Origin of the sequence: Roseateles hydrophilus, from assembly GCF_026712245.1 — a bacterium.
Taxonomy (GTDB): Bacteria; Pseudomonadota; Gammaproteobacteria; order Burkholderiales; family Burkholderiaceae_C; genus Pelomonas; species Pelomonas hydrophilus.
This window is the reverse complement of sequence record NZ_JAPPUY010000006.1, coordinates 106,179-131,148: the sequence shown is the minus strand read 5'-3', so window position 1 is coordinate 131,148 and position 24,970 is coordinate 106,179. Positions and strand designations below refer to the sequence as shown.

At 70.4% G+C, this 24,970-nt stretch carries 22 protein-coding genes; 8 read left to right on the top strand and 14 right to left on the bottom strand.

From position 1 onward, the window contains the following. Positions 1-85: 85 nt before the first annotated feature. Genes NYO99_RS20250 through NYO99_RS20240 form a run of 3 tightly spaced genes read left to right on the top strand, consistent with a single transcriptional unit; the run spans position 86 to position 4,457 of the window. The gene (locus NYO99_RS20250; protein ID WP_268169111.1) at positions 86-2,242 is read left to right on the top strand and encodes a GDSL-type esterase/lipase family protein; all 2,157 of its coding nucleotides are present in this window, start codon (positions 86-88) and stop codon (positions 2,240-2,242) included. After that, complete coding sequence (locus tag NYO99_RS20245) at positions 2,239-3,459, top strand: AGE family epimerase/isomerase (protein ID WP_268169110.1); 1,221 nt, start codon at positions 2,239-2,241, stop codon at positions 3,457-3,459. Before NYO99_RS20250 ends, NYO99_RS20245 begins: the two co-directional genes overlap by 4 nt. After that, positions 3,456-4,457, top strand: coding sequence for a glycoside hydrolase family 5 protein (locus NYO99_RS20240; protein WP_268169109.1), 1,002 nt, complete (start codon positions 3,456-3,458; stop codon positions 4,455-4,457). The genes NYO99_RS20245 and NYO99_RS20240 overlap by 4 nt, the downstream gene beginning before the upstream one ends. Here the strand turns inward: NYO99_RS20240 and NYO99_RS20235 are convergent. From NYO99_RS20235 to orn, 4 genes are all read right to left on the bottom strand, one after another. Further along, positions 4,442-4,936 (bottom strand): GNAT family N-acetyltransferase, encoded by a 495-nt coding sequence (locus NYO99_RS20235; protein ID WP_268169108.1) that lies wholly within the window; start codon positions 4,934-4,936, stop codon positions 4,442-4,444. The genes NYO99_RS20240 and NYO99_RS20235 overlap by 16 nt on opposite strands. Before the next feature lie 30 nt (positions 4,937-4,966). Continuing rightward, on the bottom strand, positions 4,967-6,676 hold the full coding sequence (locus NYO99_RS20230; protein ID WP_268169107.1) for a DEAD/DEAH box helicase: 1,710 nt from the start codon (positions 6,674-6,676) through the stop codon (positions 4,967-4,969). Between the two features lie 310 nt (positions 6,677-6,986). Continuing rightward, entirely contained in the window at positions 6,987-8,741 is a 1,755-nt protein-coding gene (locus NYO99_RS20225; protein ID WP_268169106.1) for a bifunctional anthranilate synthase component I family protein/class IV aminotransferase, read from the bottom strand. A 16-nt stretch (positions 8,742-8,757) separates the two neighbouring features. Beyond that, positions 8,758-9,318 (bottom strand): oligoribonuclease, encoded by a 561-nt coding sequence (orn, locus tag NYO99_RS20220; protein ID WP_268169105.1) that lies wholly within the window; start codon positions 9,316-9,318, stop codon positions 8,758-8,760. Between the two features lie 48 nt (positions 9,319-9,366). Between orn and NYO99_RS20215 the strand changes: the two genes are divergently transcribed. From NYO99_RS20215 to NYO99_RS20200, 4 genes are read left to right on the top strand one after another with little or no spacing between them, the layout of a single operon-like run. After that, complete coding sequence (locus tag NYO99_RS20215; RefSeq protein ID WP_268169104.1) at positions 9,367-10,638, top strand: M48 family metallopeptidase; 1,272 nt, start codon at positions 9,367-9,369, stop codon at positions 10,636-10,638. After that, on the top strand, positions 10,635-10,970 hold the full coding sequence (locus NYO99_RS20210; protein ID WP_268169103.1) for a 4a-hydroxytetrahydrobiopterin dehydratase: 336 nt from the start codon (positions 10,635-10,637) through the stop codon (positions 10,968-10,970). The genes NYO99_RS20215 and NYO99_RS20210 overlap by 4 nt, the downstream gene beginning before the upstream one ends. Continuing rightward, positions 10,925-11,869, top strand: coding sequence for a ribosome small subunit-dependent GTPase A (rsgA, locus tag NYO99_RS20205; protein WP_422395524.1), 945 nt, complete (start codon positions 10,925-10,927; stop codon positions 11,867-11,869). The genes NYO99_RS20210 and rsgA overlap by 46 nt, the downstream gene beginning before the upstream one ends. After that, complete coding sequence (locus NYO99_RS20200; protein ID WP_268169101.1) at positions 11,866-12,600, top strand: DUF3047 domain-containing protein; 735 nt, start codon at positions 11,866-11,868, stop codon at positions 12,598-12,600. Before rsgA ends, NYO99_RS20200 begins: the two co-directional genes overlap by 4 nt. On the opposite strand, the gene NYO99_RS20195 is transcribed toward NYO99_RS20200, so the two are convergent. The 7 genes from NYO99_RS20195 to NYO99_RS20165 form a co-directional block, all read right to left on the bottom strand. Continuing rightward, positions 12,557-12,829: an MgtC/SapB family protein gene (locus NYO99_RS20195; protein ID WP_268169100.1), complete on the bottom strand. Its 273-nt coding sequence runs from the start codon at positions 12,827-12,829 to the stop codon at positions 12,557-12,559. The two genes, NYO99_RS20200 and NYO99_RS20195, sit on opposite strands and share 44 nt — an antisense overlap. Positions 12,830-12,874: 45 nt before the next feature. Continuing rightward, on the bottom strand, positions 12,875-13,567 hold the full coding sequence (locus NYO99_RS20190) for an alpha/beta fold hydrolase (protein ID WP_268169099.1): 693 nt from the start codon (positions 13,565-13,567) through the stop codon (positions 12,875-12,877). Then, on the bottom strand, positions 13,564-14,304 hold the full coding sequence (locus tag NYO99_RS20185) for an SDR family oxidoreductase (protein ID WP_268169098.1): 741 nt from the start codon (positions 14,302-14,304) through the stop codon (positions 13,564-13,566). The genes NYO99_RS20190 and NYO99_RS20185 overlap by 4 nt, the downstream gene beginning before the upstream one ends. Further along, positions 14,301-15,620, bottom strand: coding sequence for a CsgG/HfaB family protein (locus NYO99_RS20180; RefSeq protein ID WP_268169097.1), 1,320 nt, complete (start codon positions 15,618-15,620; stop codon positions 14,301-14,303). The genes NYO99_RS20185 and NYO99_RS20180 overlap by 4 nt, the downstream gene beginning before the upstream one ends. 90 nt (positions 15,621-15,710) lie before the next feature. Next, the gene (locus NYO99_RS20175) at positions 15,711-18,095 is read right to left on the bottom strand and encodes a penicillin acylase family protein (protein ID WP_268169096.1); all 2,385 of its coding nucleotides are present in this window, start codon (positions 18,093-18,095) and stop codon (positions 15,711-15,713) included. Next, positions 18,095-18,883: an SDR family oxidoreductase gene (locus NYO99_RS20170; RefSeq protein WP_268169095.1), complete on the bottom strand. Its 789-nt coding sequence runs from the start codon at positions 18,881-18,883 to the stop codon at positions 18,095-18,097. Before NYO99_RS20170 ends, NYO99_RS20175 begins: the two co-directional genes overlap by 1 nt. 88 nt (positions 18,884-18,971) lie before the next feature. After that, positions 18,972-20,084: an ABC transporter substrate-binding protein gene (locus NYO99_RS20165; protein ID WP_268169094.1), complete on the bottom strand. Its 1,113-nt coding sequence runs from the start codon at positions 20,082-20,084 to the stop codon at positions 18,972-18,974. A 186-nt stretch (positions 20,085-20,270) separates the two neighbouring features. Here NYO99_RS20165 and NYO99_RS20160 point away from each other — a divergent pair, with 186 nt between their 5' ends. Continuing rightward, positions 20,271-21,908 carry a sensor histidine kinase gene (locus tag NYO99_RS20160; RefSeq protein ID WP_268169093.1) on the top strand — a complete coding sequence of 546 codons (1,638 nt, stop codon included), beginning with the start codon at positions 20,271-20,273 and terminating at the stop codon, positions 21,906-21,908. Here NYO99_RS20160 and NYO99_RS20155 read toward each other — a convergent pair. Genes NYO99_RS20155 through NYO99_RS20145 form a run of 3 tightly spaced genes read right to left on the bottom strand, consistent with a single transcriptional unit; the run spans position 21,902 to position 24,968 of the window. Continuing rightward, a complete protein-coding gene (locus NYO99_RS20155; RefSeq protein ID WP_268169092.1) occupies positions 21,902-22,114 on the bottom strand; it encodes a hypothetical protein in 213 nt (70 codons plus the stop codon). The genes NYO99_RS20160 and NYO99_RS20155 overlap by 7 nt on opposite strands. Positions 22,115-22,170: 56 nt before the next feature. Further along, positions 22,171-23,667, bottom strand: coding sequence for a sucrose phosphorylase (gene gtfA / locus NYO99_RS20150; RefSeq protein ID WP_268169091.1), 1,497 nt, complete (start codon positions 23,665-23,667; stop codon positions 22,171-22,173). Continuing rightward, on the bottom strand, positions 23,664-24,968 hold the full coding sequence (locus tag NYO99_RS20145; protein ID WP_268169090.1) for an MFS transporter: 1,305 nt from the start codon (positions 24,966-24,968) through the stop codon (positions 23,664-23,666). The genes gtfA and NYO99_RS20145 overlap by 4 nt, the downstream gene beginning before the upstream one ends. Positions 24,969-24,970: the final 2 nt, after the last annotated feature.

The following is a 24,970-nucleotide window of genomic DNA, read 5'->3' as shown; positions in this document are numbered from 1 at the left end:
CGCCGCACGCGCTGACGCACGGGCCGCCTCGGGTGCGGCCCGCCACACGATCGGCTGCAGGCCAGCGCCAACGAGGGTGAATGAGATGAACTGGTTGAAAGGATGGGGGTTGGCCTTGTCACTGATGCTGCCGGCCGTGGCCGCGGCGAACACGGCGCTGCAGGCCGTCATGAAGCGCGTGGACGCGGGCGAGCCCGTCACGCTGGCCGTCATCGGCGGGTCCATCACCACCGGCTACGCGGCCCAGCCGCCGCGTGAGAACGGCTGGGCGGCGCTGCTGGCGCGCTCGCTGGGGCCGCGGGTGCGGCTGGTGAATGCCGGCGTCAGCGGCACCGACTCGGCCGCCGCTGCGCACCGGCTGCAGGCGCAGTTGCTGGACGCGCAACCCGACCTCGTCATCGTCGAGTTCGGCGTCAATGACCAGTGGCTGGACCCGGCCGTGCGCGGCAGCAGCTACGAGGCCCTGCTGCGCCGGCTGCTGACCGCGAAGCGCGCCCCCGCCGTCGTCGTGCTGGGCCTCACGCAACAAGGCAACCAGCCGCGCGACGCCACCGACCTGCAGTTGCAGCTCGCCGCCCATTACGGCCTGCCGGCGCTGGACTTCGGCCGCTGGATGCAGGCCCGCGTCGACGCCGGCACCGACCGCTGGGCCGCGCTGTACGACGAGCCCGTGCACCCCAACGCCACCGGCCACCAGCGCATCGCCCAGGCCCTGGCCGAGACGCTGCGCCGCCCCGCCGCCGACGCCACCCGGCCGCTGCCGGCTGCGCTGCGCGGCCGCGCCCACGAGTTCACGCGCCTGCACATGGGCGACACGCTCAACCCATACCAAAGCCACGGCTTCATGCGCGGCGGCGCGGTGCATCCCGAGTGGCCCGGCCAGCAGCCCGGCTGGGTCACGACGCAGGACGACGCCGAGGCCCGCTTTCTCGTCTGGGGCAGCGAGGTCGCCGTCTTCCACGCCGAGAGCGAGCACCATCGCAACCTGGAAGCCCGTGTGGACGACGGCCCCTGGGTCACGCTGCAAGGTCATGTGCCTGAACGCCGGGGCTACCTGGGCTGGCATTACCGCGTCGTCGGGCAAGGACTGGAACCCACGGCCCACCTGCTGCATGTGCGCGTGAAGCGCGACACCTGGGCTGGCAGCGGCCGCCCGGCGAGCATGGCGGCCGTCATGACCGCCGGCCTGCTGCCGCCCGCGCTGCGCGCCAGCGCCTTCGAGCAAACCACGCCCACCGGCTGGCCCGGCCTCATCCCGGCCAGCGACGCGCGGCTGCGCTGGGCCGGCCGCATCGCCCCGGCGGCCACGCCGGATGCCAAGCTGCTGGTCTGGAGCGGCAGCGAGCTGCGCGCGCGCTTCACCGGCCGCGAGCTGAGCTTGGCGTTTTCATCCACGCACTGGGGCACGACGCATCTCGCCGTCGAGATCGACGGCCGCACGCTGCCGCTGGCCGTGCCGGGCAACGCCCGCACGACCTGGCGGCTGCGCGAGCCGCTCGGCGACGGCGAACACACGCTGCGCATCGTCAAGCGCACCGAGGCACCGATGTCCGAGCTCGTCTTCCACGGCCTGCACTTGGCGCCCGGCGGCACGCTGCTGGCCCCGCCGCCGGCACGGCCGTTGAAGTTCGAGTTTTACGGCGACTCCATCACCGCCGGCGCCTGCAACGGCGATGTGGGCGACGACCAGTACGACGACCTCTACCCCCACGACGGCACGCGGGCCTACGGCGCGCTGACCGCCGCGCGGCTGGGGGCCGACTACGTCGGCATTGCCGTCAGCGGCATCGGCATCACGGCCACCTTCAACGAGCTGCTGATGCCCCAGGTGTGGGACCGCTACGCGCCGCGGCTGGACGCGCCCGTCGCCCCGCCCGACCCGCGTGCGCCCGATGTCGTGTTCGTCAACCTCGGCCAGAACGACCATGGCTTCCCCGGCACCAAGGGGCAGCGCATCGCCCCCGACTTCGCGCCGCGCTACCTGGCCTTCGTGCGCAGCCTGCGTGCACGCTATCCGCACGCCCGCCTGGTGCTGCTGGCCGGCGGCATGACGGCCTGGAAGGACGAACCCGCCATCCCCCGCGCACTGAGCCAGGCGGTGGCGACGCTGCGCGGCGAGGGCGATGCCCGCGTCTGGACCTACACCTTCCAGGCCTTCGCCTACGCCCACCCCCGCATCGACGTCCACACGCAGATGGCCGATGAGCTGACCCGCTTCCTGCAGACCGAGGTATTGAAATGACGGCTGTTCCCGACCTGCGCCGCCCCGACGCGCTGTGGGCCCACATGCGCCACACGCTGGCCTTCTACGCGCCGCGCGTGATGGACCCGAGCGGCGGCTGCTTCCAGTTCTTCAAGGACGACGGCACGGTGTATGACCGCCGCACCCGCCACCTCGTCAGCAGCACGCGCTTCGTCTTCAACCATGCGCTGGCCTGGCGCTGGTTCGGCGGCCCCACGAGCGACGTGGCGCATGCGCTGGCCTTCGTCAACGCGGCGCACGCGCAACCTCAAGGCGGCTACGCGTGGGTGCTGGACTGGCACGACGGCCGCGCCACCATCGCCGACGGCACCAACCACTGCTACGGCCTGGCCTTCGTGCTGCTGGCCAACGCCCATGCGGCCGAGGCCGGCGTGCCTGGCGCGCGCGAAGGCATCGCCGCGACCTTCGAGCTGATGGAGCGCCGCTTCTGGGAGCCCGCCCACGGCCTCTACGCCGACGAGGCCACACCCGATTGGCAGGTCGGCCCCTACCGCGGCCAGAACGCCAACATGCACGCCTGCGAAGCCATGCTGGCCGCGCATGCCGCCACCGGCGAGGCGCGCTACCTGGATCGTGCGCTGACGCTGGCAACCTCCATCACGCAGCGCCAGGCGTCGCTCGCCGGCGGGCTGGTCTGGGAGCACTACCGCACCGACTGGACGCCCGACTGGGACTACAACCGCGACGACAAGACCAACATCTTCCGTCCCTGGGGCTTCCAGACCGGTCACCTCACCGAGTGGGCCAAGCTCTTGCTGATGCTGGACCGCCGCCTGGGCGGCGCCGCGCCCGGCTGGCTGGTGCACACGGCCCGCCACTTCTTCGACACCGCCATGCTGCGCGGCTGGGACGCCGTGCACGGCGGCCTCGTCTACGGCTTCGCACCCGATGGCGACGTCTGCGACGGCGACAAGTATTTCTGGGTGCAGGCCGAGAGCCTGGCCGCCGCCGCCTGGCTGGCCGTGCGCACCGGCGACGCCGGCTACTGGCAGTGGTACGACCGCCTCTGGGCCTACGCCTGGCAGCACTTCGTCGACCACGAGCACGGCGCCTGGTACCGCATCCTCGGCCCCGACAACGCCAAGCTCACCGACGAGAAGAGCCCCGCCGGCAAGACCGACTACCACACGATGGGTGCCTGCCAGGACGTGCTGGCCGCCCTCGGCATCCAACCACCCGCGAAAGCCGCCGCATGAAACGCCTGCTCGCCTCCACACTGCTCGCCGCCGCGGCCGCTGCCCACGCCGCACCGCTGGAATGGCGCGGCATCAGCCTGTCCAGCGCCGAATGGGGGGAGAAGCTGCCCTTCCCTGGCGTCTACGGCAAGGACTACGTCTACCCCAGCGTTGCCAGCACGGCCTACTACCAGGCCCAGGGCATGAACCTCATGCGCATCGCGTTCCGCTGGGAGCGGCTGCAGCCCGTGCTGATGGGCGAGCTGGACGCGACCGAGCTGGCCCGGCTGCGTGCCTTTGTGGACGGCACGACCGCACGCGGCCTGCATGTGCTGCTGGACCCGCACAACTACGCCGCCTACAAGGACGTCCACATCGGCCGCCCCGAGGTGCCGCACGCGGCCTTCGCCGACTTCTGGCGCCGGCTGGCGCTGCAGTTCAAGGACAACGCCCGCGTGCAGTTCGGCCTCGTCAACGAGCCGCGCAACATGCCGACCGAAACCTGGGCCGACGCCGCGCAGGCCGCCGTCGACGCCATCCGCCAAACCGGCGCGAAGAACCTCATCACACTGCCGGGCAACGGCTACACGGGCGCCTGGAGCTGGTTTGAAAGCACCTGGTACGGCACGCCCAACGCCGATGTCATGGGCCGCGTGAAGGATCCACTCGACCACATGGTGTTCGAGGTGCATCAATACCTCGACAAGGACGGCTCGGGCACCCACACCGAATGCGTCAGCCCCACCATCGGCGTCGAGCGGCTGCAGCGCTTCACGCAATGGCTCAAGGCCAACAAGCGCCGCGCGCTGCTGGGCGAACTGGGCGGTGGCGCCAACGCCGTCTGCGAGCAGGCGGTGGCCGGTGCGCTGAAGCATCTGCAAGCCAACGCGGACGTCTGGACCGGCTGGCTGTGGTGGGCCGGCGGCCCGACCTGGGGCGACTACTTCCTGTCGCTGGAGCCCGAAGGCGGCAAGGACAAGCCGCAGATGCGCTGGCTCAAGCCCTACCTGAAGGACTGAAGCAGAAAGCGCGCGTCGGCGCCGAAGCTGGCGAGCTTGGCCCGCAGCGCCGGCGCCAGCGCGGCCGGCTCGGCAAAACCCTGGCGCTGCCAGTACGGCACCGAGCCCTGCACGGCCACCAGGCCCATCTGCGGCAGGTGCAGCGCGAGCGCCCGCTCCTTCAACTGCGCCAGCAGGCCTGAGGCCAGCCCCAGCGAGCGCGCCTCAGGTGCCACGGCCATGTCATGCAGGTACAGCAGCGTCGGTTGCGCCGGCCGCTCGCAGCGCGGCGCGTCCAGCGCCGGCAGCGTGGCCTCGCAGACCGGCAAACTGACCGCATAGGCCAGCAGCTCGCCGTCCTCACGACGGGCCAGCCAGCAGCAGTCCAGCCCTTCGGTCACCGCCAGCTTGGCGGCGAAAGCATCGCGATGCTCCAAAAAGTCGACGCCGTAGCAGCGCTGTTGCAGCGCCAGTACGGCGTCGAGATCGACGGGAGTCATCGCGCGCAACTGCACGCGACTCATCAGGGCTTAGCGGCCGAAGCCACCCTTGCGCGGGCCGCCCGGGCCGCGGCGCTCGCCGCCGAAGGACGGACGATCACCACCGCCGCCGAAGCTGGGCTTGCCGCCGAACGCGGGCTTGCCACCGGCGTTGAACGGGCGATCACCACGCGGCTGGAAGCCACGATCGTCACGGGGCTGGAACTCGCCACGCGGTTGAAAGCCGTCACGGTTCTGGAAGCCCCGGTCTTCACGCGGCTGGAAGCCACGGTTGTCGCCACGCGGCTGGAAGCCCTGGCCTTCACCGCGCGGGGTGAAACCACGGTCCTCGCGCGGCTGGAAGCCCCGCTCGTCACGGCCATGGAAACCACCACGGTCATCGCCGCGCGGTGCGAAGCCGCGATCGCCACCGTGACCGAAGGGCTTGCCGCCGCCATGGTGCGGGCGGCCACCACCGTAGCCACCGTCATCGCGGCGGAAGCTCTTGTTGCCGAAACCCGGGCGGCCGCCGAAGCGATCGCCGCCGCGGTCGAAGCCCTGGCCCGCCGGGCGCGGCGGGAAGATGCGCGGCTCTTGCGACTTGGGCTCCAGGCCCGCGATCTGCGAGACCGGGATGGACTGGGTCGTGAACTGCTGGATGCGGCGGATCATGGACACGTCCTCGCGCAGGCCCAGCGTGATCGCCAGGCCCGAACGGCCGGCGCGGCCCGTGCGGCCGATGCGGTGCACGTAGTCCTCGGCCTTCATCGGCAGGCCGTAGTTGATGACGTGACTGATCGTCGGCACGTCGATGCCGCGGGCAGCGACGTCGGTGGCCACCAGCACCTTCAGGTCACCGCGGCGCAGGCCCATCAGCACGCGGTTGCGCTTGCCCTGGGGCATGGCGCCGTGCAGCGGGGCCACGGCGTGGCCGATCTCCGCCAGGCGCTCGGCCAGCCAGTCGGCATCGCGCTGCGTGCTGGTGAAGACGACGGCCTGGTCCAGCTCAGGCGCGGCCAGGATGGACTCCAGCAGTTGGTCCTTGTGGTGCGGGTTGTCGGCCCAGTGCAGGCGCTGCTCGATGTTCTCGTGCGTCTCGGTGTGCGACGCCACCTCGATGCGCTGCGGCTCCTTCAGCAGCTGCTGCGCCAGGCGGCCGACGTGGCCGGCAAAGGTGGCGCTGAACATCACCGTCTGCCTGGTGTCCGGCGTGTGGCTGGTCACGACATTGATGTCGTCGATGAAGCCCATGTCCAGCATGCGGTCGGCTTCGTCCAGCACCAGCATCTCGACATTGCTCAGCACGCACTTGCCGCTGGCCAGGTGGTCCAGCAGACGGCCAGGGGTGGCGATCAGGATGTCCAGCGGGCCGGTGAGCTGGCGGATCTGCAGCGGATACGGCATGCCGCCCAGCACGGTCGCGACCTTCAGGCCCGGGATGTGGCGGCCGTAGGTTTGGGCGGCCTTGGCCACCTGCATGGCCAGTTCACGCGTGGGGGCCAGCACCAGCACGCGCGGGCCGTAGATCACGCCCTTCTCACGGCGCTTGGTGTTGTCGCCACGGGCGGCCAGGATCTTTTCCAGCGCCGGCAGGATGAAGGCGGCGGTCTTGCCCGAGCCGGTGCGCGACGAGACCATCAGGTCCTTGTTCGCGATGGCGGCGGGAATGGCTTGCGCCTGCACGTCGGTGGCGTTCTCGTAGCCGGAATCCTTGACGGCTTGCAGCACGGCGGGGCTCAGGCCCAGGGTCTCGAAACTCATCTTCGTTCTTTCAATCAAATCTCGCCGCGCAGGCAAACGCGCAGCGCCGAGGGGCATCGACAAGCCCTTCGGAATCACAAAAGTCGCTGGGAGATCAGATAGCTCGCGTCGTGCGGCTCGGGCAACTACTTCAGCCCGGGTGCGGCGCAGGGGAACAGTCAGTCAAAGCGACGGCTTCATCGCCGCCGACCGATCCGTGTTCGGAGTCCGATGCCCGCGTGAATGCGTTTGATCGAACGAGGTCAGAGGAGACGTGGAACACCTGGGGTGACCCCAGGCGAAGCCGCGATTCTAGCCGCGACTAGGGTTTTCACGCAAGCCGCGCCGGCAACCAGCCGCGCAGGCTGTTGAAAAAGGCCAGGTCCGTGGCGCGCGCGAGGTCGTCGCGCGTCAGGCGCGCCTCCCGGATGCGGCCCTGCGCCAGCAGCTCGGCACGCAGCACGCCGGGCAGCAGGCCTGCGACCAACGGCGGCGTCAGCCACTGGCCGCCGAGCTGCAGGGCGAAGTTGCCGAAGCTGCACTCGGTCAGCTCGCCGGCCTCGTTCCACAGAATGAGGTCGAAGGCGTCGGCGGGCTTGTCCAGCGCGTACAGCTCGCGGCGCGTCGTCTTGTGGGCCAGGTATTCGGCGCGTGGCCCCCGCGTGGGCATGGGCCGGTCGGCCAGCGCCAGGCGCACCGGCACGGGCGTCGGCGTGAAGGCAAACAGGGTGTGCTGCAGGCGGCCGTCGGCGCCGCAGGTCAGCCGCAGCCGCCAGCTGCCTTCGGGCTGCGCGTCGGCCACCGCCTTCAGGTAGGCGCGCGCCTCGGCCAGCGAGAAGCGCAGGCCGAAGTGCCGCGCCGTGCGTTGCATGCGGGCCAGGTGGGCGTCGCCGCGCAACGCCACACCGTTCTCCAGCCGCAGTGTTTCCAGCGCCTCCACCGGCGCCTCGGCCCGGGCCAGAAAGCGCGACTTGGCGCGCCACTCGGCGATCTCGGCGGCCGGCTCGCTGTCCAGCGTGATGGCGCTGCCCAGGCCGCAGGTCAGCGCATCGCCGTGGAATTCGACGGTGCGGATGGGCACGTTGAAGGTCGCCACGCCACCGGGCTGGATCAGCCCCAGCGCGCCGCAATACCAGCCGCGCGCGGTGGGCTCCAGCTCGCGGATGACCTGCATCGCCCGCAACTTGGGCGCGCCGGTCACCGAGCCGCAAGGGAAGAGTGCCGCGAACGCGTCCGCCAGCGTCAGCCCGGCACGGCTGACGGCCGTCACCGTGGACGTCATCTGCCACACCGTGGGCAGCGCATGCAACTCGAACAGCCGCGGCACACGCACGGTGCCGAGTTGCGCGACGCGGCTCAAGTCGTTGCGCAGCAGGTCCACGATCATCAGGTTCTCGGCCCGTTCCTTCTCGCTGGTGCGCAGGTGCGCCTGAGCGGCCTCGTCGTCGACGCGGTCGCGACCGCGCGGCGCCGTGCCCTTCATCGGCTGGGCCGCCAGCAGCCAACTGGCCTTGGCGCCCGGCACGGGGCGCCAGTCGAAGAACAGCTCGGGCGACACGCTGGCCGCGCCGGCCTCGCGCAGGAACAGGCTGAAGCCGCCGGGCTGGCTTGCGTGCAACGCGAGGAAGAGCTGCTCGGGGTCGAGCTCGCCACGCGACGCGCGCAGCCGCGTCGTCAGGTTGACCTGGTAGCAGTCGCCGGCACGGATGTAGTCGCGGATGCGCTCAATGGCGGCCGTCGCGTCGGGCTCGTTGTCGGCCCAGCCCAGCAGGCCGCTCCAGGCGCCGTTGCTTTCAGGCCAGGGCTCGGGCGCGGTGTCGTAGACGGCGAACTCGGCCAGCGGCGCAGCGGCCGCATGCGCGGTCAGCTTGGTGTCGAAGGCCGCGGCCGCCTCGTAGCGCAGGCCGCCCAGCACCCAGGCGCCGGCCCGCGCCGCGGCCTCGGCCTCGGCGATGACGGTGCGCACATCCTCCCGGCGCAGCGCCCTCAGCCAGCGCGCGGGCGGCGCCAGCCAGCAGCCACGCAGCCGCTCGCCATCCTCGCGGGACAGTGGGTGGCGGGGGAAGTCGAAGGCGGCGTGGAGCAAGCGTCAAACAGGCCGATCAGGCCAGGTTCAGGAAGGTCGTGCGGTAGTGCGCGAGCTCGTCGATGGACTCGTGGATGTCCGCCAGCGCCGTGTGCGCCTGCGCCTTCTTGAAACCCTCCAGCGCCGACGGCTTCCAGCGCTTGGCCAGCTCCTTCAGCGTGGACACGTCCAGGTTGCGGTAGTGGAAGAAGCTCTCCAGCTCCGGCATGTAGTTGGCCAGGAAGCGGCGGTCCTGGCAGATGCTGTTGCCGCACATCGGGCTCTTGCCCTTGCCGACGTACTGCTTCAGGAAGGCGATGGTCTGCGCCGCGGCTTCAGCCTCGGTGACGGTGGAGGCTTTCACCCGGTCGATGAGACCGCTCTTGCCGTGCGTGCCCTTGTTCCAGGCGTCCATCTTGTCCAGCGTCTCATCGCTCTGGTGCACGGCGAAGACGGGGCCTTCCACGCGCTTGTCGAGGTTGGCATCGGTGACGACGACGGCGATCTCGATGATGCGGTCCGTGTCCGGGTACAGGCCGGTCATCTCGAGGTCGATCCAGATCAGGTTGTTGTCGCTGGGGGTCAGGGTGTCGGACATGGTGGGGCTTTCAAAAGTCGCGGAATTCTCGCAGCCTAAAATTTGCCCATGTCTCCCCTGATGTTGTCCGTCGCGTTCGCGCTCGCGCTCGCAGCCTCCACGCTCGTCAAGCTCTGGCTGTCGTCGCGTCAGATCCGCCATGTGGCAGCGCACCGAGGCCAGGTGCCGGCGGCGTTTGCCGGCAGCGTCACGCTGTCGGCGCACCAGAAGGCTGCCGACTACACCATCGCCCGCGCCCGTTTCGGCCTGCTGTCGTTGGCCTTCAATGCGGCACTGCTGCTCGGCTGGACGCTGCTGGGCGGGCTGCACGCACTCAACGGCTGGGTGCTAGATGCCAGCCAGGCGCTGCCCGCCGACTGGCAGGCCATGGGCTACCAGCTGGGCCTGGTGGCCGCCTTCCTGCTGATCGGCGGGCTGCTGGATCTGCCGTGGGAGCTGTGGTCCACCTTCCGCATCGAGCAGGCCTTCGGCTTCAACCGCATGACGCTGCGGCTGTACGCCGCCGACATGGCCAAGGGCCTGGTCGTGGGCCTGCTGCTGGGGCTGCCCATCCTGGCCATCATCCTGTGGCTGATGGACGCGGCGGGTCCGCGCTGGTGGCTCTGGGCGGCAGGGCTGTGGATGGGCTTTCAGCTGCTCGTGATGGTGCTCTACCCCACCCTCATCGCGCCGCTGTTCAACAAATTCGAGCCGCTGGCCGACCCGGCGCTGAAGGCGCGCGTGGAGCACCTGATGGCCCGCTGCGGTTTCGCGGCCAAGGGCCTGTTCGTCATGGACGGCAGCAGGCGCTCGGCGCATGGCAATGCCTACTTCAGCGGCTTCGGCCCGGCCAAGCGCGTGGTGTTCTTCGACACGCTGCTGGCCAAGCTCAACGGCGGCGAGGTGGAGGCCGTGCTGGCGCACGAGCTGGGCCACTTCAAGCACAAGCACATCACCAAGCGCATCGCGCTGGCCTTCGCGATGAGCCTGGCCGGCTTTGCGCTGCTGGGCTGGCTGGCGCAACAACCGGCCTTCTACCTGGGCCTGGGCGTGCAGCCCAGCTTGAGCGCACCGAACGACGCGCTGGCACTGCTGCTGTTCATGCTGGCCGGGCCGGTGTTCGGCTTCTTCGTGACGCCGCTGGCCAGCCACTTCTCGCGTCGCGACGAATTCCAGGCCGATGCTTACGCCCGTGCCCAGGCCAGCGGGGCCGACCTGTCCTCCGCGCTGCTGAAACTGCACGAGGACAACGCCGGCACGCTGACGCCGGACCCCGTCTACGCCCGCTTCTACTACTCGCACCCCCCCGCTGCAGAACGTCTCGCAGCCCTCGCCTCATGAACGATTTGCTGCTTGCCCAATGTGACCCCAAGGCCCCGCTGCTGGACGCCGACACGCGCACCCGCGTGCTGGCCGCCCTGCCCGGCTGGCTGCCGGATGCGGAGAACAAGCTCATCGGCCGGCGCTTCGGCTTCGACAACTTCTACCAGGTGATGGCCTTCGTCGACGCCGTCGCCGAGATCGCCCATGCGCAGGATCACCACCCCGAGATGCTGGTGGGCTACAACGCCTGCACCGTCAGCTACACCACGCACTCGCGCGGTGGCCTGACGCTGAACGACGCCATCTGTGCGGCGCAGGTGAGCGCGCTGCCCGAAGCGTCGGGCTCATGAGCAAGTTCCAGGCGCTGGACCTGGGTCTGGTGGTGCGCGGCCACGGCCGCCACTACATCGTCGAGGGCAGCGACGGCCAGCGCCTCGTCTGCCACCCGCGCGGCAAGAAGAGCGACGCCGTCGTCGGCGACCAGGTGCGCTTTGCCGAGTCGGGCGACGAAGGCGTCATCGAGGCCGTCGAGCCGCGGCGCAACCTGCTGTTCCGCCAGGACGAGTGGAAGACCAAGAGCTTTGCCGCCAACCTGGACCAGCTGCTGGTGCTGGTCGCCGTCGAGCCGGTGTTCAGCGAATCGCAACTCACGCGCTCGCTGATCGCCGCCGAGTCGGCCGGCATCCGCATGGCCATCGCACTGAACAAGACCGACCTGCCCGGCACCGAGGCCGCCCGCGAGCGCCTGGCGCCCTACCGCGCGATGGGCCTGACGGTGTTCGAGGTCGCGCTCAAGGCCGACCCGGAAGGCTCACGCGCCACGCTGGCGCCCTGGCTGGCCGCGCAGCGCAGCTTCGTCCTCGGCCCCAGCGGCACGGGCAAGAGCACGCTGATCAACCTCATCGTGCAGGACGCCCAGGCCCAGGTCGGCGAGATCTCGCAGGCCCTGAACTCCGGCCGCCACACCACCACCACGACACAGTGGTACTGGACCGACGACACGCGCCAGACGGCGCTCATCGACTCGCCCGGCTTCCAGGAGTTCGGCCTGCGCCAGATCCCGGCGGCTGACCTGTGGCGCTACATGCCCGACCTGCGCGAGCACGCCGACTGCCGCTTCGCCAACTGCACACATATTCACGAACCCGGCTGCGGCGTGCGCACGGCGGTCGATCAGGGCTTGATCAGCGCCAGCCGCTACCGTATTTACGGCGAGATCCTCGAAGAACTCCAACGCAAAGCCTGGTGAAGCCCGCTCTCCTGCCCCTGCTCGCTGCCGCCCTGCTGGCCGGCTGCGCGGCCACGACCACCGCGCCGCCGCCCGCCGCCGAAGGCTGGCAGCCGCTGCACCTGCCCGGCAAGGCCGCCACCCGCTACAGCTGGACCGAGAAGGACGGCCGCCCGGCGCTGGAGGCTTCGTCCGAGCGCTCGGCGAGCATCTGGCGCAAGCGGCTGGAGCCGGCGCAGGAACGCGTCGGCGAGGTCCGCTTCTCATGGTGGGCACAAGGCCTGATCACCGACGCCAGCGTGGCCGACGTGGACCGCGAGGACGCCGTGGCCCGCGTCATCTTTGGCTTTGCCGGCGACGTCGACAAGCTGCCGCTGCGCACGCGCATGAAATTCGAGCTCGCCCAGGCACTGACCGGCGAAGCCCCGCCCTACGCGACGCTGATGTATGTGTGGGACAGCAAGCTGCCGGTGGGCACCGTCGTGGTGAACCCGCGCAGCGACCGCATCCGCAAGATCGTCGTGGACTCCGGGCCGGCCCAGCTGCGCCGCTGGCGTGAACACCGGCGCGACCTGGCGGCCGACTTCCGACTGGCCTTTGGCGAAGAGCCCGGCCCGCTGACCAGCATGGCCGTCATGACCGACAGCGACAACAACCGCGCGTCGGCCCGCACCTGGTACGGCGCGGTGGAATTGGCCGCGCCGACGATCAGTGGCGGGGAGGCTGCAAGGGCAAGGGCGCCGGCTCCCTGACCTCGCGGGCCTCGATGTCGACGACATCGCCCGCGGCCTGCGGCGCCGGGCGGCGCGGTGCCCAGGGGTTCTTGTTCATGCGGAACTGCAGGTTGGGCTTGCGGCCCGTCAGCAGGCTCAGCAGCAGGATGACCACGAAGGCCGCGACCGCGAACAGGAACAGGCCGAGGCCGATGACGGCACCGACCAGCAGGACGGCCCAGCGGAAGATCAGACGGACGAGGGACATGGCGCAATTGTGACGGCAGGGGTCAAGCCCCCGCCGCCAGCATGCTCAAGCCAGGCGGGCCAGGAAAGAGGTCATGGCGGCGGCGGCCGCCTTGGGTTCAGCCTGCAACAGCCCGTGTGGCCCCGCCAGCCGGACGACCATCACCTGGGTGCAGGACGAGCGCACATGCTCCACAGCGGAGGCAGGAACCACCCAATCTTGCGCTGCCTGCAGGTAGAGCACTGGCACAGTCAGCGTCGCCAGGTCTGCAGACACATCCACGGACATGACCATGCGCAAACGCGCATGCAGCAACGCTTTGGGCAGGCGCTTCAGTGCGACGGACAAGAGGCGATGCGCCTGCGCTGCCGCACGAGGGCCGAGCAAGACGCGGCCGCTGAGCGCTGAGGGCAGGACGGCTGGCCCAGGCAACCATCGAACCAGGCCGCGCAACCATGCCGCTCGCGGGCGAGGGTTGCGCACAAAGGTGCAGCACAACACCAGGGCCTGCACGCGCGCCCCCAGCATGGTTGCCAAGCGCACGGCGATAGGCCCCGAGAAGGACTCACCCAACAAGACCAGTGGCTCGCCGTCAGGGAGCGCCAGCGCCGCATGCAGCGTCAGCGCGTCATAGCCCGCGTTGGCATCCATCGGGTAGGACACCACCACGGCGCGCCACCCGGCAGGCAGTTCACGCAAGAAGGGCTGGAACAGCGTGCCCGTGCCGTCCAGCCCAGGCAACAGCACCAGCGTCGTCATCCCCTGCCGACAAACGGCATCTGCGTGGCCATCACGGTCATGGTCTGCACATTGGCGGACAGCGGCAGGCCGGCCATGTAGACCACCGCACGGGCGACGTCCTCGACGTCCATGCGGGGCTCGACCGCGATCTGGCCGTTGGCCTGCGGCATGCCCTTGGCCATCTTCTCGGTCATCTCGGTGGCGGCGTTGCCGATGTCGATCTGACCGCAGGCGATGTCGAAGGCCCGGCCGTCCAGGCTCAGCGACCGGGTGAGGCCCGAGATCGCGTGCTTGGTGGCGGTGTACGGCGCCGAATTGGGCCGAGGGGCATGCGCCGAGATGGAGCCGTTGTTGATGATGCGGCCGCCACGCGGGCTCTGGGCCTTCATCAGCCGGAAGGCCGCGCGGGCGCAGAGAAAGCTCCCGGTGAGGTTGACGTCCACCACCGCCCGCCATTGCGCCACCGGAAGTTCGTCGATGGGCACGCCGATGGCGCTGATGCCAGCGTTGTTGAACAGCAGATCCAGCCGCCCCAGGCGCTGCTGCAGCGTGGCGAAGGCGGCGTCCACCTGCGCCTCGTCGGCGACATCGGCCGGCAGGTGCAGCGCGTCGGGCAAGGTCTCGCGCAGCGGCGCCTCACGGCGGCCCAGCAGCGCCAGCGTCCAACCCTCGGCGGCCAGCGCACGCGCCACGGCGCGGCCGATGCCGGAGCCGGCGCCGGTGACCAGCGCGACGCGCGGGGCCGGCGCGCTCATTGGCGGCGGCCGGTGAAGCTGCCGCTGCCGGCGCTGGCGCTGGGCGCTCCGGTACGCGGGTCGCCCACGGTCCAGTTGCCGCTCATGGTGCCGGTGCGCGGGTCGAGCTGACCCACGAACATGGCCATGCCACGGGATGCAATGGCACCCAGGTTGATGGCGCCGCTGTCGTCCACCTGGCCGCGCACGGTGAAGCTGCCGAGGGTCGCGCTGTGGCCCTGGCCGGTGACGACACCACGGTCGGACACGTTGACGTAGAACTCGCCCTGCTCGCTGCCCGTGAAGTTCAGCCGGTACTGGCCCCAGCGCCCGCCACTGGGCACAACCATCGGCGCCGGCGCCATGACCTGCGCCGGGGCCGGCTGGGCCACACCGCCGCCGACGACCGGGCCCACCAACGTGCGCTGCACCCAGCCGCTGAAGTTGGCCGCGTCGACCTTGACGAAGCCGTTCTTGACCTCACCGGTTGCAACCAGTTCGTCGCTGCGGTTCAGCGTGGCCACCACCGCGCTGTCGCGGCTGGGCTCGGCATAGGCCTTCACGTTGGAAATCTTGGCGGCCAGCATCTGGCCGGCCTGCTGCGGCGCCTCGGCCCGGGTGGACGCGGCGGCATTGGCCTCGCCGGCCGCGCTGCTGGTGCGCACCAGGGTGGGCTGGTCGCGGATGGTCTGGACGATCTTGTTGTAGTTGTCCAGGAAGCTGGCCGCCACCACCTTGCCCTCGGGCGTGCTCGTGTAGCCGCCCAGGCCGCCGACGACGCCGCCGCCATAGCCCCAGCCGCCAATGGAGAAGTCGGTCTTGCTGGCCTTGCCCTCGGCGGCCGCGACCTGGATGCTGGAGCGCACGTCGGAGATCAGGATGCTGGTGGAGGCTTCCTTGAACTTCAGGCCGCCCGCAATGGCGCCCAGCAGGCCCAGGCGCCCGCCCAGGAAGCCGCCGATGCCGCCGGTGTCGGAGGCGCCGATCTGGATGGACGGCGTCATGACGAAATCGGCCGCCTGCATCTGGCCCTGGCCGATGTTGGAGTCCGCCCGCAGTTCGCCGCCGGCGGCCAGCGCGCGCTCCTGCTGGATGCTCTGCATGCCCTGGCCGCGCTCGACAACGTCGAAGCAGCCGGACTGCTGCGCCATCATGCGCAACAGCGAGGCCGGCGAGCCGAGACCGTAACGGGAGATGTGATGCCAGCCCTGCTGCGGCTCGGCGATGGCGAGCACGCCCAGCTTCTTGCTGCACTTCTCGACGTTGGAGCCCGTTTCCTGGGCCTGGCCGGTGGCCGCCAGGCTGGCCAGCAGCAATGCAAACACGGTCTTGTTCATCGACATTCCCTGAGAATCTTGGACGGCCCCGATTGTGCCGAGCAAGCTGCCCAGCGCCACTGGGCTGACCCTGCCGCCGCGTCGCCTGGATCAGGGGCGCAACACCAGCCGGTGCGCCGCCTCGCCGGGCAGGAAGGGCAGCGCCTCGCCGGCCAGCCAGGTGGTGTGGTCGCTGCGGTAGAAGGGCGACAGCGGGTGGCCGCTCTGGCCGCCGGGGATGACCAGCAGGCCCTGCTCCTCGTGGCCGGGCGACACCACCATGCGCTCGCTCTGGCCGTGCCCGCGGCGCTGCACGCGGGGCATGTGGGCGTCGCCGGCCATGCCTTGGCTCGCCTGATCCAGCCAGCGCGACAGCGCCGGCACGGCCTGGCTCAGCGGGTGGCGGGCGTTGGTGGGGTTGTCGGCCCCCCAGGTCGCGGCGGCCAGGCTGCCGTGCTGCTTCAGCAGCGCAGCGTGGCTGGTGAGCACGGCCTGCTGCAGCAGCTCGGGCCAGCCCTTGAAGGCGCCAGGCACGGTGTCGGGCCGGGCGGCCTGGATCAGTGCCCAGCCGGGTGTCTCGGGCGCGAGCTTGAGGTCACGCAGCTTCAGGCCCTGGGCTTCCAGCCGAGCGGCCAGCGGCGCGAACACCTGCTGCAGCGCCTGCTCGCGGAAGGCGCGCACCAGCAGGTAGCCCACCGCGTCGGGCCGCGCGGCGTCGGCGCTGCGCTCGACCTCGGCGCGGTAGTCGGCCAGCCCGTGCGCGGCGACGAACTCGGGCGTCAGCACGCGCGCCAGCAGCAGCTCGCGCCAGCGCTGCAGGAACAGCGCGCGGTGATCGAGCTGGATGTCGTGCAGGCCGGCCTCGTCGAACTGGGCCTGCGCCCGCAGGCGGTCGCGGATCTGCTGGCCGCGGGCGCCCAGGTCGTAGCCGCCGTTGCCCAGCAGCTTCAGCGCATCGCCACCGATCATGCGCGAGTTGGCCGTCCACAGCCGGCCGTCGGCGGGATCGGCCAGCCGGGGCTGGCGGGCGGCATCCAGATAGCCCTGCCAGCGCGGCCGGCCGTCGCTCCAGTCCTGCGGACGGTCCATGTCCTCGCCGCCGGTGCGGCGCGGGATGGCGCCGATGACCGTCCAGGCGATGCGACCGCTGGCATCGGCCACCAGCAGGTTCTGGTGTGGCACGCCGACACCGGCCGCAAGTTGCAGCGCGTCGTCCACGCCCGCGGCCGTCTCCAGGCCCAGCAGGCGCAGGTTCATGCCCTGCGGGTCGTGGGCGACCCAGCGCAGCGCGTAGGCCACGCCGGCCGGCGCCACCGGGCCGCCGTCGGCCGGGCGGGCACCGGCGATCAGCGGGCCCCATTCGCTTTCCAGCACCTCATGGCTGACGGCGTCCGCGCCGGCCACGTCGATGCGCTCGGCGACGCGGCGCAGCGGCTTCTCGACGCCGCCGCTGAGGTAGTGCGTACCGGCCGCGTTGAGCCGCAGCGTGACGACGTCGGCCCAGTCGGACGTGGTGTTGGTGAAGCCCCAGGCGATGCGGCCATTGCTGCCGACGATGAGCAGCGGCGTGCCCGGCAGCGTCGCGCCGGCCACGTCGTGCGACTGCGCGCCGGTCTTCCAGCGCATGCGGGCCTTGAACCAGGTGCCGGGCGAGCGCAGGCCGAGGTGCATGTCGTCGGCCAGCAGCGCGCGCCCATCACGGCCACGTGCCGCATCGACGGCGAAGTTGTTGCTGCCGATGTCGCGCGAGTCCTGCAGGCCGCAGTCGCGGCAGGCGGTGGTCACGACGCGCAGCGCGTCGGGCAGCGGGCCGGCCGGCAGTGGCACAGCGCTGACGCGGGAGTCGTCCAGCGCGGCCTGCCAGTCGGCACTGTGCTGGGTCAGGAAGGCATACCAGTCGGCCGGCACGCTGGCGTTCAGCACGCCCATCGCGAGGTCGTCGCGGCCCTGGGCGGACTGCAGGTCCAGGTACATGCCGTAGGCCACCAGCAGGCTGTCCGCCGGCAACCAGGGCTGAGGCGGCTGGCGCAGCAGCAGGTATTCCGGCGGCCGCGCGCCCAGCGCTGCCAGGCCGGCGTTGACGCCCGCCGCGTAGGCCTCCAGCAGCTGTTGCTCGGCCAGCGGCAGCGCGGCCAGCGCCACCTCGGCACGGGCGCGGAAGCGGTGCACGCGGCGCTCCTTGTCCAGCGGCACGGCCTTGGCGCCCACCAGCGCGGCCAGCTCGCCAGCCGCATTGCGGCGCATCAGGTCCATCTGGAAGAAGCGCTCCTGCGCATGCACGAAGCCCAGCGCGCGCGCCACATCGGGCCGGCTCTCGGCGGTCAGCGTGACGTAGCCCCGCGCGTCGCGCTGCAACTCGGCTGGCGCCTGCAGCGCGCCCATGCGCTGCTCCCCATCGAGCTGCGCGAGGCTGGCCCGCAACGCGAGCCACAGGCCCAACGCCAGCAGCCCCGCCAGCACACCCAGGCCCAGCAGGCCACGCCACAGCCAGCGCATCAGAAGGTCCCGGGGTAGCTGCCGCCGTCCAGCAGGATGTTCTGGCCTGTCAGGTAGCCGGCATGAACACTGCACAGCATGGCGCAGATGGCGCCGAACTCGGCGGCCGTGCCGAAGCGCTGCGCCGGAATCGCCGCGCGGCGCTTGGCGGCGACATCGTCCACCGCCATGCCGGCCTTGGCTGCGCCGGCGGCCAGGGTCTTCTGCAGCCGGTCGGTGTCGAAGGCACCGGGCAGCAGGTTGTTCAGCGTGACATTGGCGCCGGCCAGCCGCGGCTGGCGGGCCACACCGGCGACAAATCCGGTCAGCCCCGAGCGTGCGCCGTTGGACAGGCCCAGCACGTCGATGGGTGCCTTCACTGCGCCCGAGGTGATGTTGACGATGCGCCCGAAGCCGCGCGCCGCCATGCCGTCCACCGTGGCCTTGATCAGCTCGATGGGCGTGAGCATGTTGGCCTCCAGCGCGGCCAGCCACTGCTCGCGGCCCCAGTCGCGGAAGTCCCCGGGCGGCGGGCCGCCGGCGTTGTTGATGAGGATGTCGACCTGCGGGCAGGCCGCCAGTGCGGCCTCACGGCCGGCAGCGGTGGCGATGTCGCCCACCACGGTGCGCACCTCGACGGCCGGGTTCAACGCCCGCAGCGCGGCGGCCGTTGCCAGCAGATCGGCCTCGCCGCGTGCTGTGATGACGACGTTCGCGCCCTCACCCACCAGCGCCTCGGCACAGCCGCGCCCCAACCCCTTGCTCGCGGCGCACACCAGCGCCCAGCGGCCTTTCAAACCCAAATCCATAGCGACTCCTCCAGCAGACTGCGGCCATGCGCAGCACGCCGCATCATCGCGCGGCTGCGGCGGCCCGCACGCCGCGCCCGTCGGGCGGTCAGCGCCAGAACTTGCCGTCGGGCCCGACGATGGAGACGTCGGCGAACTCCAGACCGCTGCGGTCCTTGTCGGTGTAGCTGACCTGCAGGCCGCCGAGGTCGATGCGGGCGCCGTCCAGCGCACGCAGAAAGCTGTCGCGGCCGACGTCCTTGCCGGCGCGCTTGAGGCCTTCCACGACGAGCTTGGCCGCCGCAAAGCCCTCCAGCTGGGCCGGCGTCAGCTCGCTGCGGCCGGCCGCCTTGGCCAGGCCCAGCGCCTCGCGCACCAGCGGGCTGGCGGTCGAGCGCTCGTAGGGGAACAACTGCGTGACGACAACGCCGCGCGCGTTCTCGCCGAGGCTCTTCACGAACTCGCTGGACGCATTGTTGGACAAGGTGGCCACATGCGCCGTGGAGCCGGCGGCGCGCAGTGCGTTGACGCCCTCCACCACCGCATAGCTCGGGCCGATCAGCACGACCGCCTCGATGCCCGCGCGCGCAATGCCCTGCATGACGGGCGTGAGGTTGGGCTTGTTGCGGTCAAAGCGCAGGTGCGAGAGCGCGCGCAGCTTGACGTCGTCCAGCCCCTTGATCGCGCCCTTGCCGGCGTCGGTGCCGAAGGCGTCGTTGACCTGCACGATGGTGAAGCGCTTCACGCCGATGCCGGCCAGGTGCTTGACGGCGCGCTCGGCCTCGCGCTGGTAGCTCGCGCGCAGGTGAAACACATAGGGCTGCACCGGCTCATGCAGGCTGCTGGCGCCGGTGGCCGGCGCGACCAGCGCCAGCCGGTTCTCCTTGAGCACGGGCAGCATGGCCTCGGTAGGCCCGGTGCCGCGGCTGAGCATCAGCGCGACGACGCCCTGGCTGGCCAGCGCCTTGGCCTGCGCGGCCGCCGTGGCCGGGTCGTACTTGTCGTCCTGCGTGACAAGCTCGATGTTCTGGCCCTTGATGCCGCCCTGCGCATTGACCGCGTCAAAGTACAGACGCGCTCCGTCGGCGCTTTCCTGCACCAGCCCCGCCACCGGCCCGCTGAAGCCGGCCACCATGCCGATGCGCAAGGCTCCCTGCGCGAAAGCGACACCCGCCACCATGCTGACGGCCACAGCGACCATCACGCCAACCCAACGCTTCATTGTTGTTCTCCACAGCGACACCGCCCTGGCGCGCTGGCGGCGGATTTTGAGGCCGCATCCCACCCGCGCCGCGCGCCCGCCTCCCCAGGAAAAACCCGAGGCCGACGGACGCGAACTGCCCATTTGCACCGGTTTTTGCCGGCCTACACTCGGGCGCCCGGCGCGCCCTCGCGCGTGTGCCACGCCATGTCGGACCACCCTGCCACGACCACCCTCGCCCAACCTCAGCCCGCCGCACGCGCGCTCGGCTGGCAGCGCAGTTCGCTGACGCTGGCTGTCGTGATGGCGCTGCTGCTGGGCCTGCTGCTGCCCACCACGGTGGTGTTGCTGTACGACGTGCAGTCCACCCGCAAGACGGCCATGGAAGACCTGGGGCGCGACCTCGGCCGCACCAGCCAGATCATGGCGCTGTCGCTGGCCGAGCCGGTGTGGCAGGTCTCGCCGGACCTGGCCGAGCCCATGATCAAGGCGCAGGTGGACGATCCGCGCTTCGTGGCCGTCAAGGTGGTGGAGCCCACCTCGCCCACGCCCTTCCTGGCCTTCAGCCGCCAGCACGACGGCGACGACGCCTCGCTGATGCTGAGTCAGACGCGCACCATCTACCGCGAGGATCGCGAGATCGCCCAGCTCACCGTCACGATGACGGCCGCGCCGCTGCTGCAGGCCAAGCGGGCCGATGTGTGGCGCACGGTGTGGCGCAGCGGGCTGACGCTGACCTTGTCGCTGGTGCTGATGCTGTGGGTGCTGCAGCGCTTCGTGCTGCGGCCGATGACGGCGCTGACCAGCGGCGCCGAGGCGCTGGCCGCCGGGCGGTTGGAGCAGCCGCTGCAGATCAGCGGCACGGACGAGATCGCTCGCGTCGGCGCAGCCATGGAGCGCATGCGGCAGGCGCTGCTGTCAGCCTTCGAGGCACTGCGCCAGCACAACCTCAACCTGGAGGCCACGGTGACCCAGCGCACGGCCGAGCTGACCAGCAGCAACGCCGAGCTGTCACAGGCGCTGGCGACGCTGCAGACCGCGCAACGCGAGCTGGTGGAGTCGGAGAAGCTGGCCTCGCTTGGCCGGCTGGTTGCCGGCGTCGCACATGAGCTGAACACGCCGCTGGGCAATGCGCTGACGGTGGTGTCGGCGCTGGACGACCGCTACAAGCAACTGGAGGCCATGCTGGCCGGCGCGGTGCAGATGCGGCGCAGCACGCTGGAAGAACTGGCGCGCGACACGCGGCGCGGCCAGGACATCCTGCAGCGCAATGTGCAGAAGGCGGCCGACCTGGTGCGCGACTTCAAGCAGGTGGCCATCGACCAGACGGCCGACCTGCGCCGCGACTTCGACCTGGGCAAGGTGGTGGAGGATGTGCTGGTGATGGTGGAGCCCAGCTTCAAGCACACGCCCTTCGTCATCGAGACCCAGCTGTGCCACGGCCTGCAGATGAACAGCTATCCCGGCGCGCTGGGCCAGGTGTTGACCAACCTGCTGATGAACGCGCTGCTGCATGCCTTCGAGGGCGCAGACCAGGGCCGGGTGTTGGTGAGCTGCACGGCCCTGAACGATGCGGAGGCGGAGCTCATCGTCAGCGATGACGGCCGCGGCATGGACGAGGCGGTGCGGCGGCGCATCTTCGACCCATTCTTCACAACCAAGCTGGGCACGGGCGGCTCGGGCCTGGGCATGCACATCGTGCACAGCATCGTGACCAATGTGCTGGGCGGGCAGATCGAGGTCAGGTCGACGCCCGGCCAGGGCACGCAGATGCTGATGCGGCTGCCGCGCGTGGCGCCGCTGCGCGGCAGCGGTGCCGGCAGCAGCGACTCAAAGCTTCACTGAGAAGCGGCAGAGGCCGGCGCAGACGCGGCCTCAACGGCCGCCGAGGCGGCAACCGGCGCGGAAGCTGGCGCCGAGGCGGCCGTGTCATGCCCACCGGCTGCCACGTCGTGCTTCTCGCCGGTCAGGTCGATGTCGCCACCGCTCTTGGTCAGGATGAACAGCGCCAGCGCGGCAAAGGCGATGAAGCCAACGATCAACTTCCACATGCTCGGGATCTCCGAAGGTTAGTAAACCGACGGATTCTGGCCCCCGAGGCTGACGCTCAACTGAAGGCAAACACCTGTGGCGCACCGGTCGCGTCGCTGTAGCTCAGCTCGTGGGCCTGCGTCACGAAGTCGATGCGCAAGGCTGCCCAGGCCGTGCCCTGCTGCCAGCGCAGATGCAGTTCGTGGTCAGCACCGGGCTCGACGTGGAACGTGCCACCGAAGGCCGGGTGGCGGTTGCGCAGCTTGATGAGCTCGATGAGGCGGCTCACCACGGGGCGTGCGCACTCGCGGGCGATCTCGGCCTCGTCGTAGTAGTGGCGATTGATGTCGCGGCCGACCTGGCTGCGGGCCAGCAACTCCATGTCGTTGTGGCCGGCCAGCAGGCCGACGTAGTAGACCTGGGGCACGCCCGGCAGGAAGAACTGGATGGCGCGCGCCAGCAGGTAGGCCGTCTCGTCGCGCCCCATCGCATCGAAGAAAGTGCAGTTGATCTGGTACAGGTCCAGGTTGCTGGCGGCCGCGCCGGTGGCCTTGCGGCTTTGCCCCTGGCTGGCGGCATGGATGCGCTCCACCAGCTCGTCCAGCTCGGCGGGCGGCACCAGGCCGGGGTGGGCGGCGCGGTCGCTGGCGTCGGCGCCGATGTCGATGATGCCGATGCCGTCGTGGGTGTCGAGCACCGTCAGCGCATTGGTCGGGCGGATGGCGATCCAGCGCTTGAGGGCCGCCGCCGTGCGGAAGTTGAATGCGTGCAGCACCAGCGGCGGCAGCGCGAAGTCGTAGACCCAATCCACACGCGCCGCAATCTCGATCTGGCGCTGGAAGTAGGAGTGGATCTCCACCAGCACCTCGATGCCCAGTGCGCGCGCCTCGGCGGCGAACTCGCCGATGAAGTCGAAGGTCTCCGGCATCATGAAGCAGCTGTCACCGGCCTTCTTGATGGCGTAGCCGACGGCGTCCAGCCGCACCATGCGTATGCCGTTGTCGGCGAAGGTGCGCAGGATGCTGGCAAGGTAGGCGCGGCCTTGCGGGTGGTGCACGGCGATGTCGATCTGCGCCGCCGTGAACGTGGTCCAGAGGATGCGGCGCTCGCCGTTCTTCAGCGTGGCGTAGGTGAGCGGCAGGCCCGGGCGCGGGCGGTACACGGCCAGCAGTTCGCGCTCGCTGGCGCCCTGCGGGAAGACAGCGTCCAGCGTCAGGAACAGCCCGGCATAGGCCGACGCATCGCCTTTCTCGGAGTAGTCCAGGAATTGCGGCGACTCGCTGGACATGTGGTTGACGATGACGTCGCCCATCACATCCAGCTCCTCGGTCAGCGCCTTGATGTCGGCCCACTGCCCCAGGCGCGGGTCGACGCGCGTGTGGTCGATGGGGTCGAAGCCGGCATCCGCGCCGTCGATGGCGTGGAAGAACGGCAGCAGGTGCACGCCGCCGAACACGCCCGCCAGCGGTGCGCCGGGTTCGCTCAGCAGGCGCTTCAGGCGGGCCAGATCGCGGCCGTCGCGGCAGCCGCCCAGGCGGTCGACGTAGGTGATGAGCTGGACTTGGTTCTTCATGATGTTTTCTCGGTACGCACGCGCAGCACGCACACGGCGGCCAGCGCCAACAGCACGCCGGCCAGGCGGATGACGTTCTCGGGGCGGCCTCCCAGCAGGCTGTCGTAGATCAGCGGCAGCGTGACCGCCTGGATCAGCATGGGGATGACGATGAACATGTTGAAGATGCCCATGTAGACCCCGGCCCGCTCCGGCGGGATGCTGCCGGCCAGCAGCACGTAGGGGTTGCCCATGACGGAGCCCCAGGCCAGGCCGATGCCCACCATGGGCAGGAACAGCAGCCAGCCCTGGCTCTGGATGCTGGGCAGCATCCACATGCCGACGGCCGCACAGGCCAGTGCGAAGGCATGCACCCATTTCGCGCCCAAGCGCTGGGTGAAGGGCACCATCGCGAACGCAGCAACAAAGGCCACGGCGTTGTAGAAACCGCCGATCTGCCCGTTCAGCAGTGCCGCGTCGCGGAAGCCCGCGCTCTTGGCGTCATCGGTGCCGAAGACCGTGGCGGCCAGCGTGGGCACGATGTAGATCCAGTAGCACATCAACCCGTACCACTGGAACAGCGCCATCCACCACAGCTGGCGCATGGTCTTCGGCATGTGGCGCAATGCGTCCCAGATTTCCGCCAGCGCCGGCCCCATGCCGCGCGGCAGGGCACGCAGCCGGGCAAGCTCCTCGGCCGGCAGCGGCAGCTCCGGCACGCGGCGGATGGACCACCACACTGTCGTGAACGACAGCAGCGCGCCAACGATGAAGGCCAGCGTCGTGACCACCGGGATGCCGTTGGCCCCCAGCGCGTCCTTGTTCATGCCGAAGAACACGAGCAGGCTGGGTGTGAGGTAGGCCAGCGTCTGCGCCAGGCCGGTGAACGAAGCCTGCGTCAGGAAGCCGCTGGCGTGCTGCTCCTCGCGCAGCCGGTCGCTGACATAGGCGCGGTAGGGCTCCATGGTCACGTTGTTGGCCGCGTCCAGGATCCACAGCAGGCCGGCCGCGAACCACAGCGCGGGGCTGAAGGGCATGGCCAGCAGGCCGAGCGAGCACAACAGCGCGCCGATCAGGAAGTACGGCGTGCGCCGCCCCCAGCGGTGGGTGGTGCGGTCGCTCATCGCGCCGATGATGGGCTGCACCAGCAGGCCGGTGACAGGCCCGGCCAGCCACAGCAGCGGCAGGTCCTTGCCCTCGGCGCCGAGCATCTGGTAGATCGGGCTCATGTTGGCCTGCTGCAGGCCGAAGCTGAACTGGATGCCGAGGAAACCGACATTCATGTTCACGATCTGCGTGAACGACAGGTGAGGCTTGTGCATGT

Excerpts from the sequence above, each read along its gene's own strand:
- NYO99_RS20250 (WP_268169111.1), top strand. The coding sequence starts at position 86 with ATGAACTGGTTGAAAGGATGGGGGTTGGCCTTGTCACTGATGCTGCCG.
- NYO99_RS20245 (WP_268169110.1), top strand. The coding sequence starts at position 2,239 with ATGACGGCTGTTCCCGACCTGCGCCGCCCCGACGCGCTGTGGGCCCAC.
- NYO99_RS20240 (WP_268169109.1), top strand. The coding sequence starts at position 3,456 with ATGAAACGCCTGCTCGCCTCCACACTGCTCGCCGCCGCGGCCGCTGCC.
- NYO99_RS20235 (WP_268169108.1), bottom strand. The coding sequence starts at position 4,936 with ATGACTCCCGTCGATCTCGACGCCGTACTGGCGCTGCAACAGCGCTGC.
- NYO99_RS20230 (WP_268169107.1), bottom strand. The coding sequence starts at position 6,676 with ATGAGTTTCGAGACCCTGGGCCTGAGCCCCGCCGTGCTGCAAGCCGTC.
- orn (WP_268169105.1), bottom strand. The coding sequence starts at position 9,318 with ATGTCCGACACCCTGACCCCCAGCGACAACAACCTGATCTGGATCGAC.
- NYO99_RS20215 (WP_268169104.1), top strand. The coding sequence starts at position 9,367 with ATGTCTCCCCTGATGTTGTCCGTCGCGTTCGCGCTCGCGCTCGCAGCC.
- NYO99_RS20210 (WP_268169103.1), top strand. The coding sequence starts at position 10,635 with ATGAACGATTTGCTGCTTGCCCAATGTGACCCCAAGGCCCCGCTGCTG.
- NYO99_RS20195 (WP_268169100.1), bottom strand. The coding sequence starts at position 12,829 with ATGTCCCTCGTCCGTCTGATCTTCCGCTGGGCCGTCCTGCTGGTCGGT.
- NYO99_RS20190 (WP_268169099.1), bottom strand. The coding sequence starts at position 13,567 with ATGACGACGCTGGTGCTGTTGCCTGGGCTGGACGGCACGGGCACGCTG.
- NYO99_RS20185 (WP_268169098.1), bottom strand. The coding sequence starts at position 14,304 with ATGAGCGCGCCGGCCCCGCGCGTCGCGCTGGTCACCGGCGCCGGCTCC.
- NYO99_RS20180 (WP_268169097.1), bottom strand. The coding sequence starts at position 15,620 with ATGAACAAGACCGTGTTTGCATTGCTGCTGGCCAGCCTGGCGGCCACC.
- NYO99_RS20175 (WP_268169096.1), bottom strand. The coding sequence starts at position 18,095 with ATGCGCTGGCTGTGGCGTGGCCTGCTGGGCCTGGGTGTGCTGGCGGGG.
- NYO99_RS20170 (WP_268169095.1), bottom strand. The coding sequence starts at position 18,883 with ATGGATTTGGGTTTGAAAGGCCGCTGGGCGCTGGTGTGCGCCGCGAGC.
- NYO99_RS20165 (WP_268169094.1), bottom strand. The coding sequence starts at position 20,084 with ATGAAGCGTTGGGTTGGCGTGATGGTCGCTGTGGCCGTCAGCATGGTG.
- NYO99_RS20160 (WP_268169093.1), top strand. The coding sequence starts at position 20,271 with ATGTCGGACCACCCTGCCACGACCACCCTCGCCCAACCTCAGCCCGCC.
- NYO99_RS20155 (WP_268169092.1), bottom strand. The coding sequence starts at position 22,114 with ATGTGGAAGTTGATCGTTGGCTTCATCGCCTTTGCCGCGCTGGCGCTG.
- gtfA (WP_268169091.1), bottom strand. The coding sequence starts at position 23,667 with ATGAAGAACCAAGTCCAGCTCATCACCTACGTCGACCGCCTGGGCGGC.
- NYO99_RS20145 (WP_268169090.1), bottom strand. The coding sequence starts at position 24,968 with ATGCACAAGCCTCACCTGTCGTTCACGCAGATCGTGAACATGAATGTC.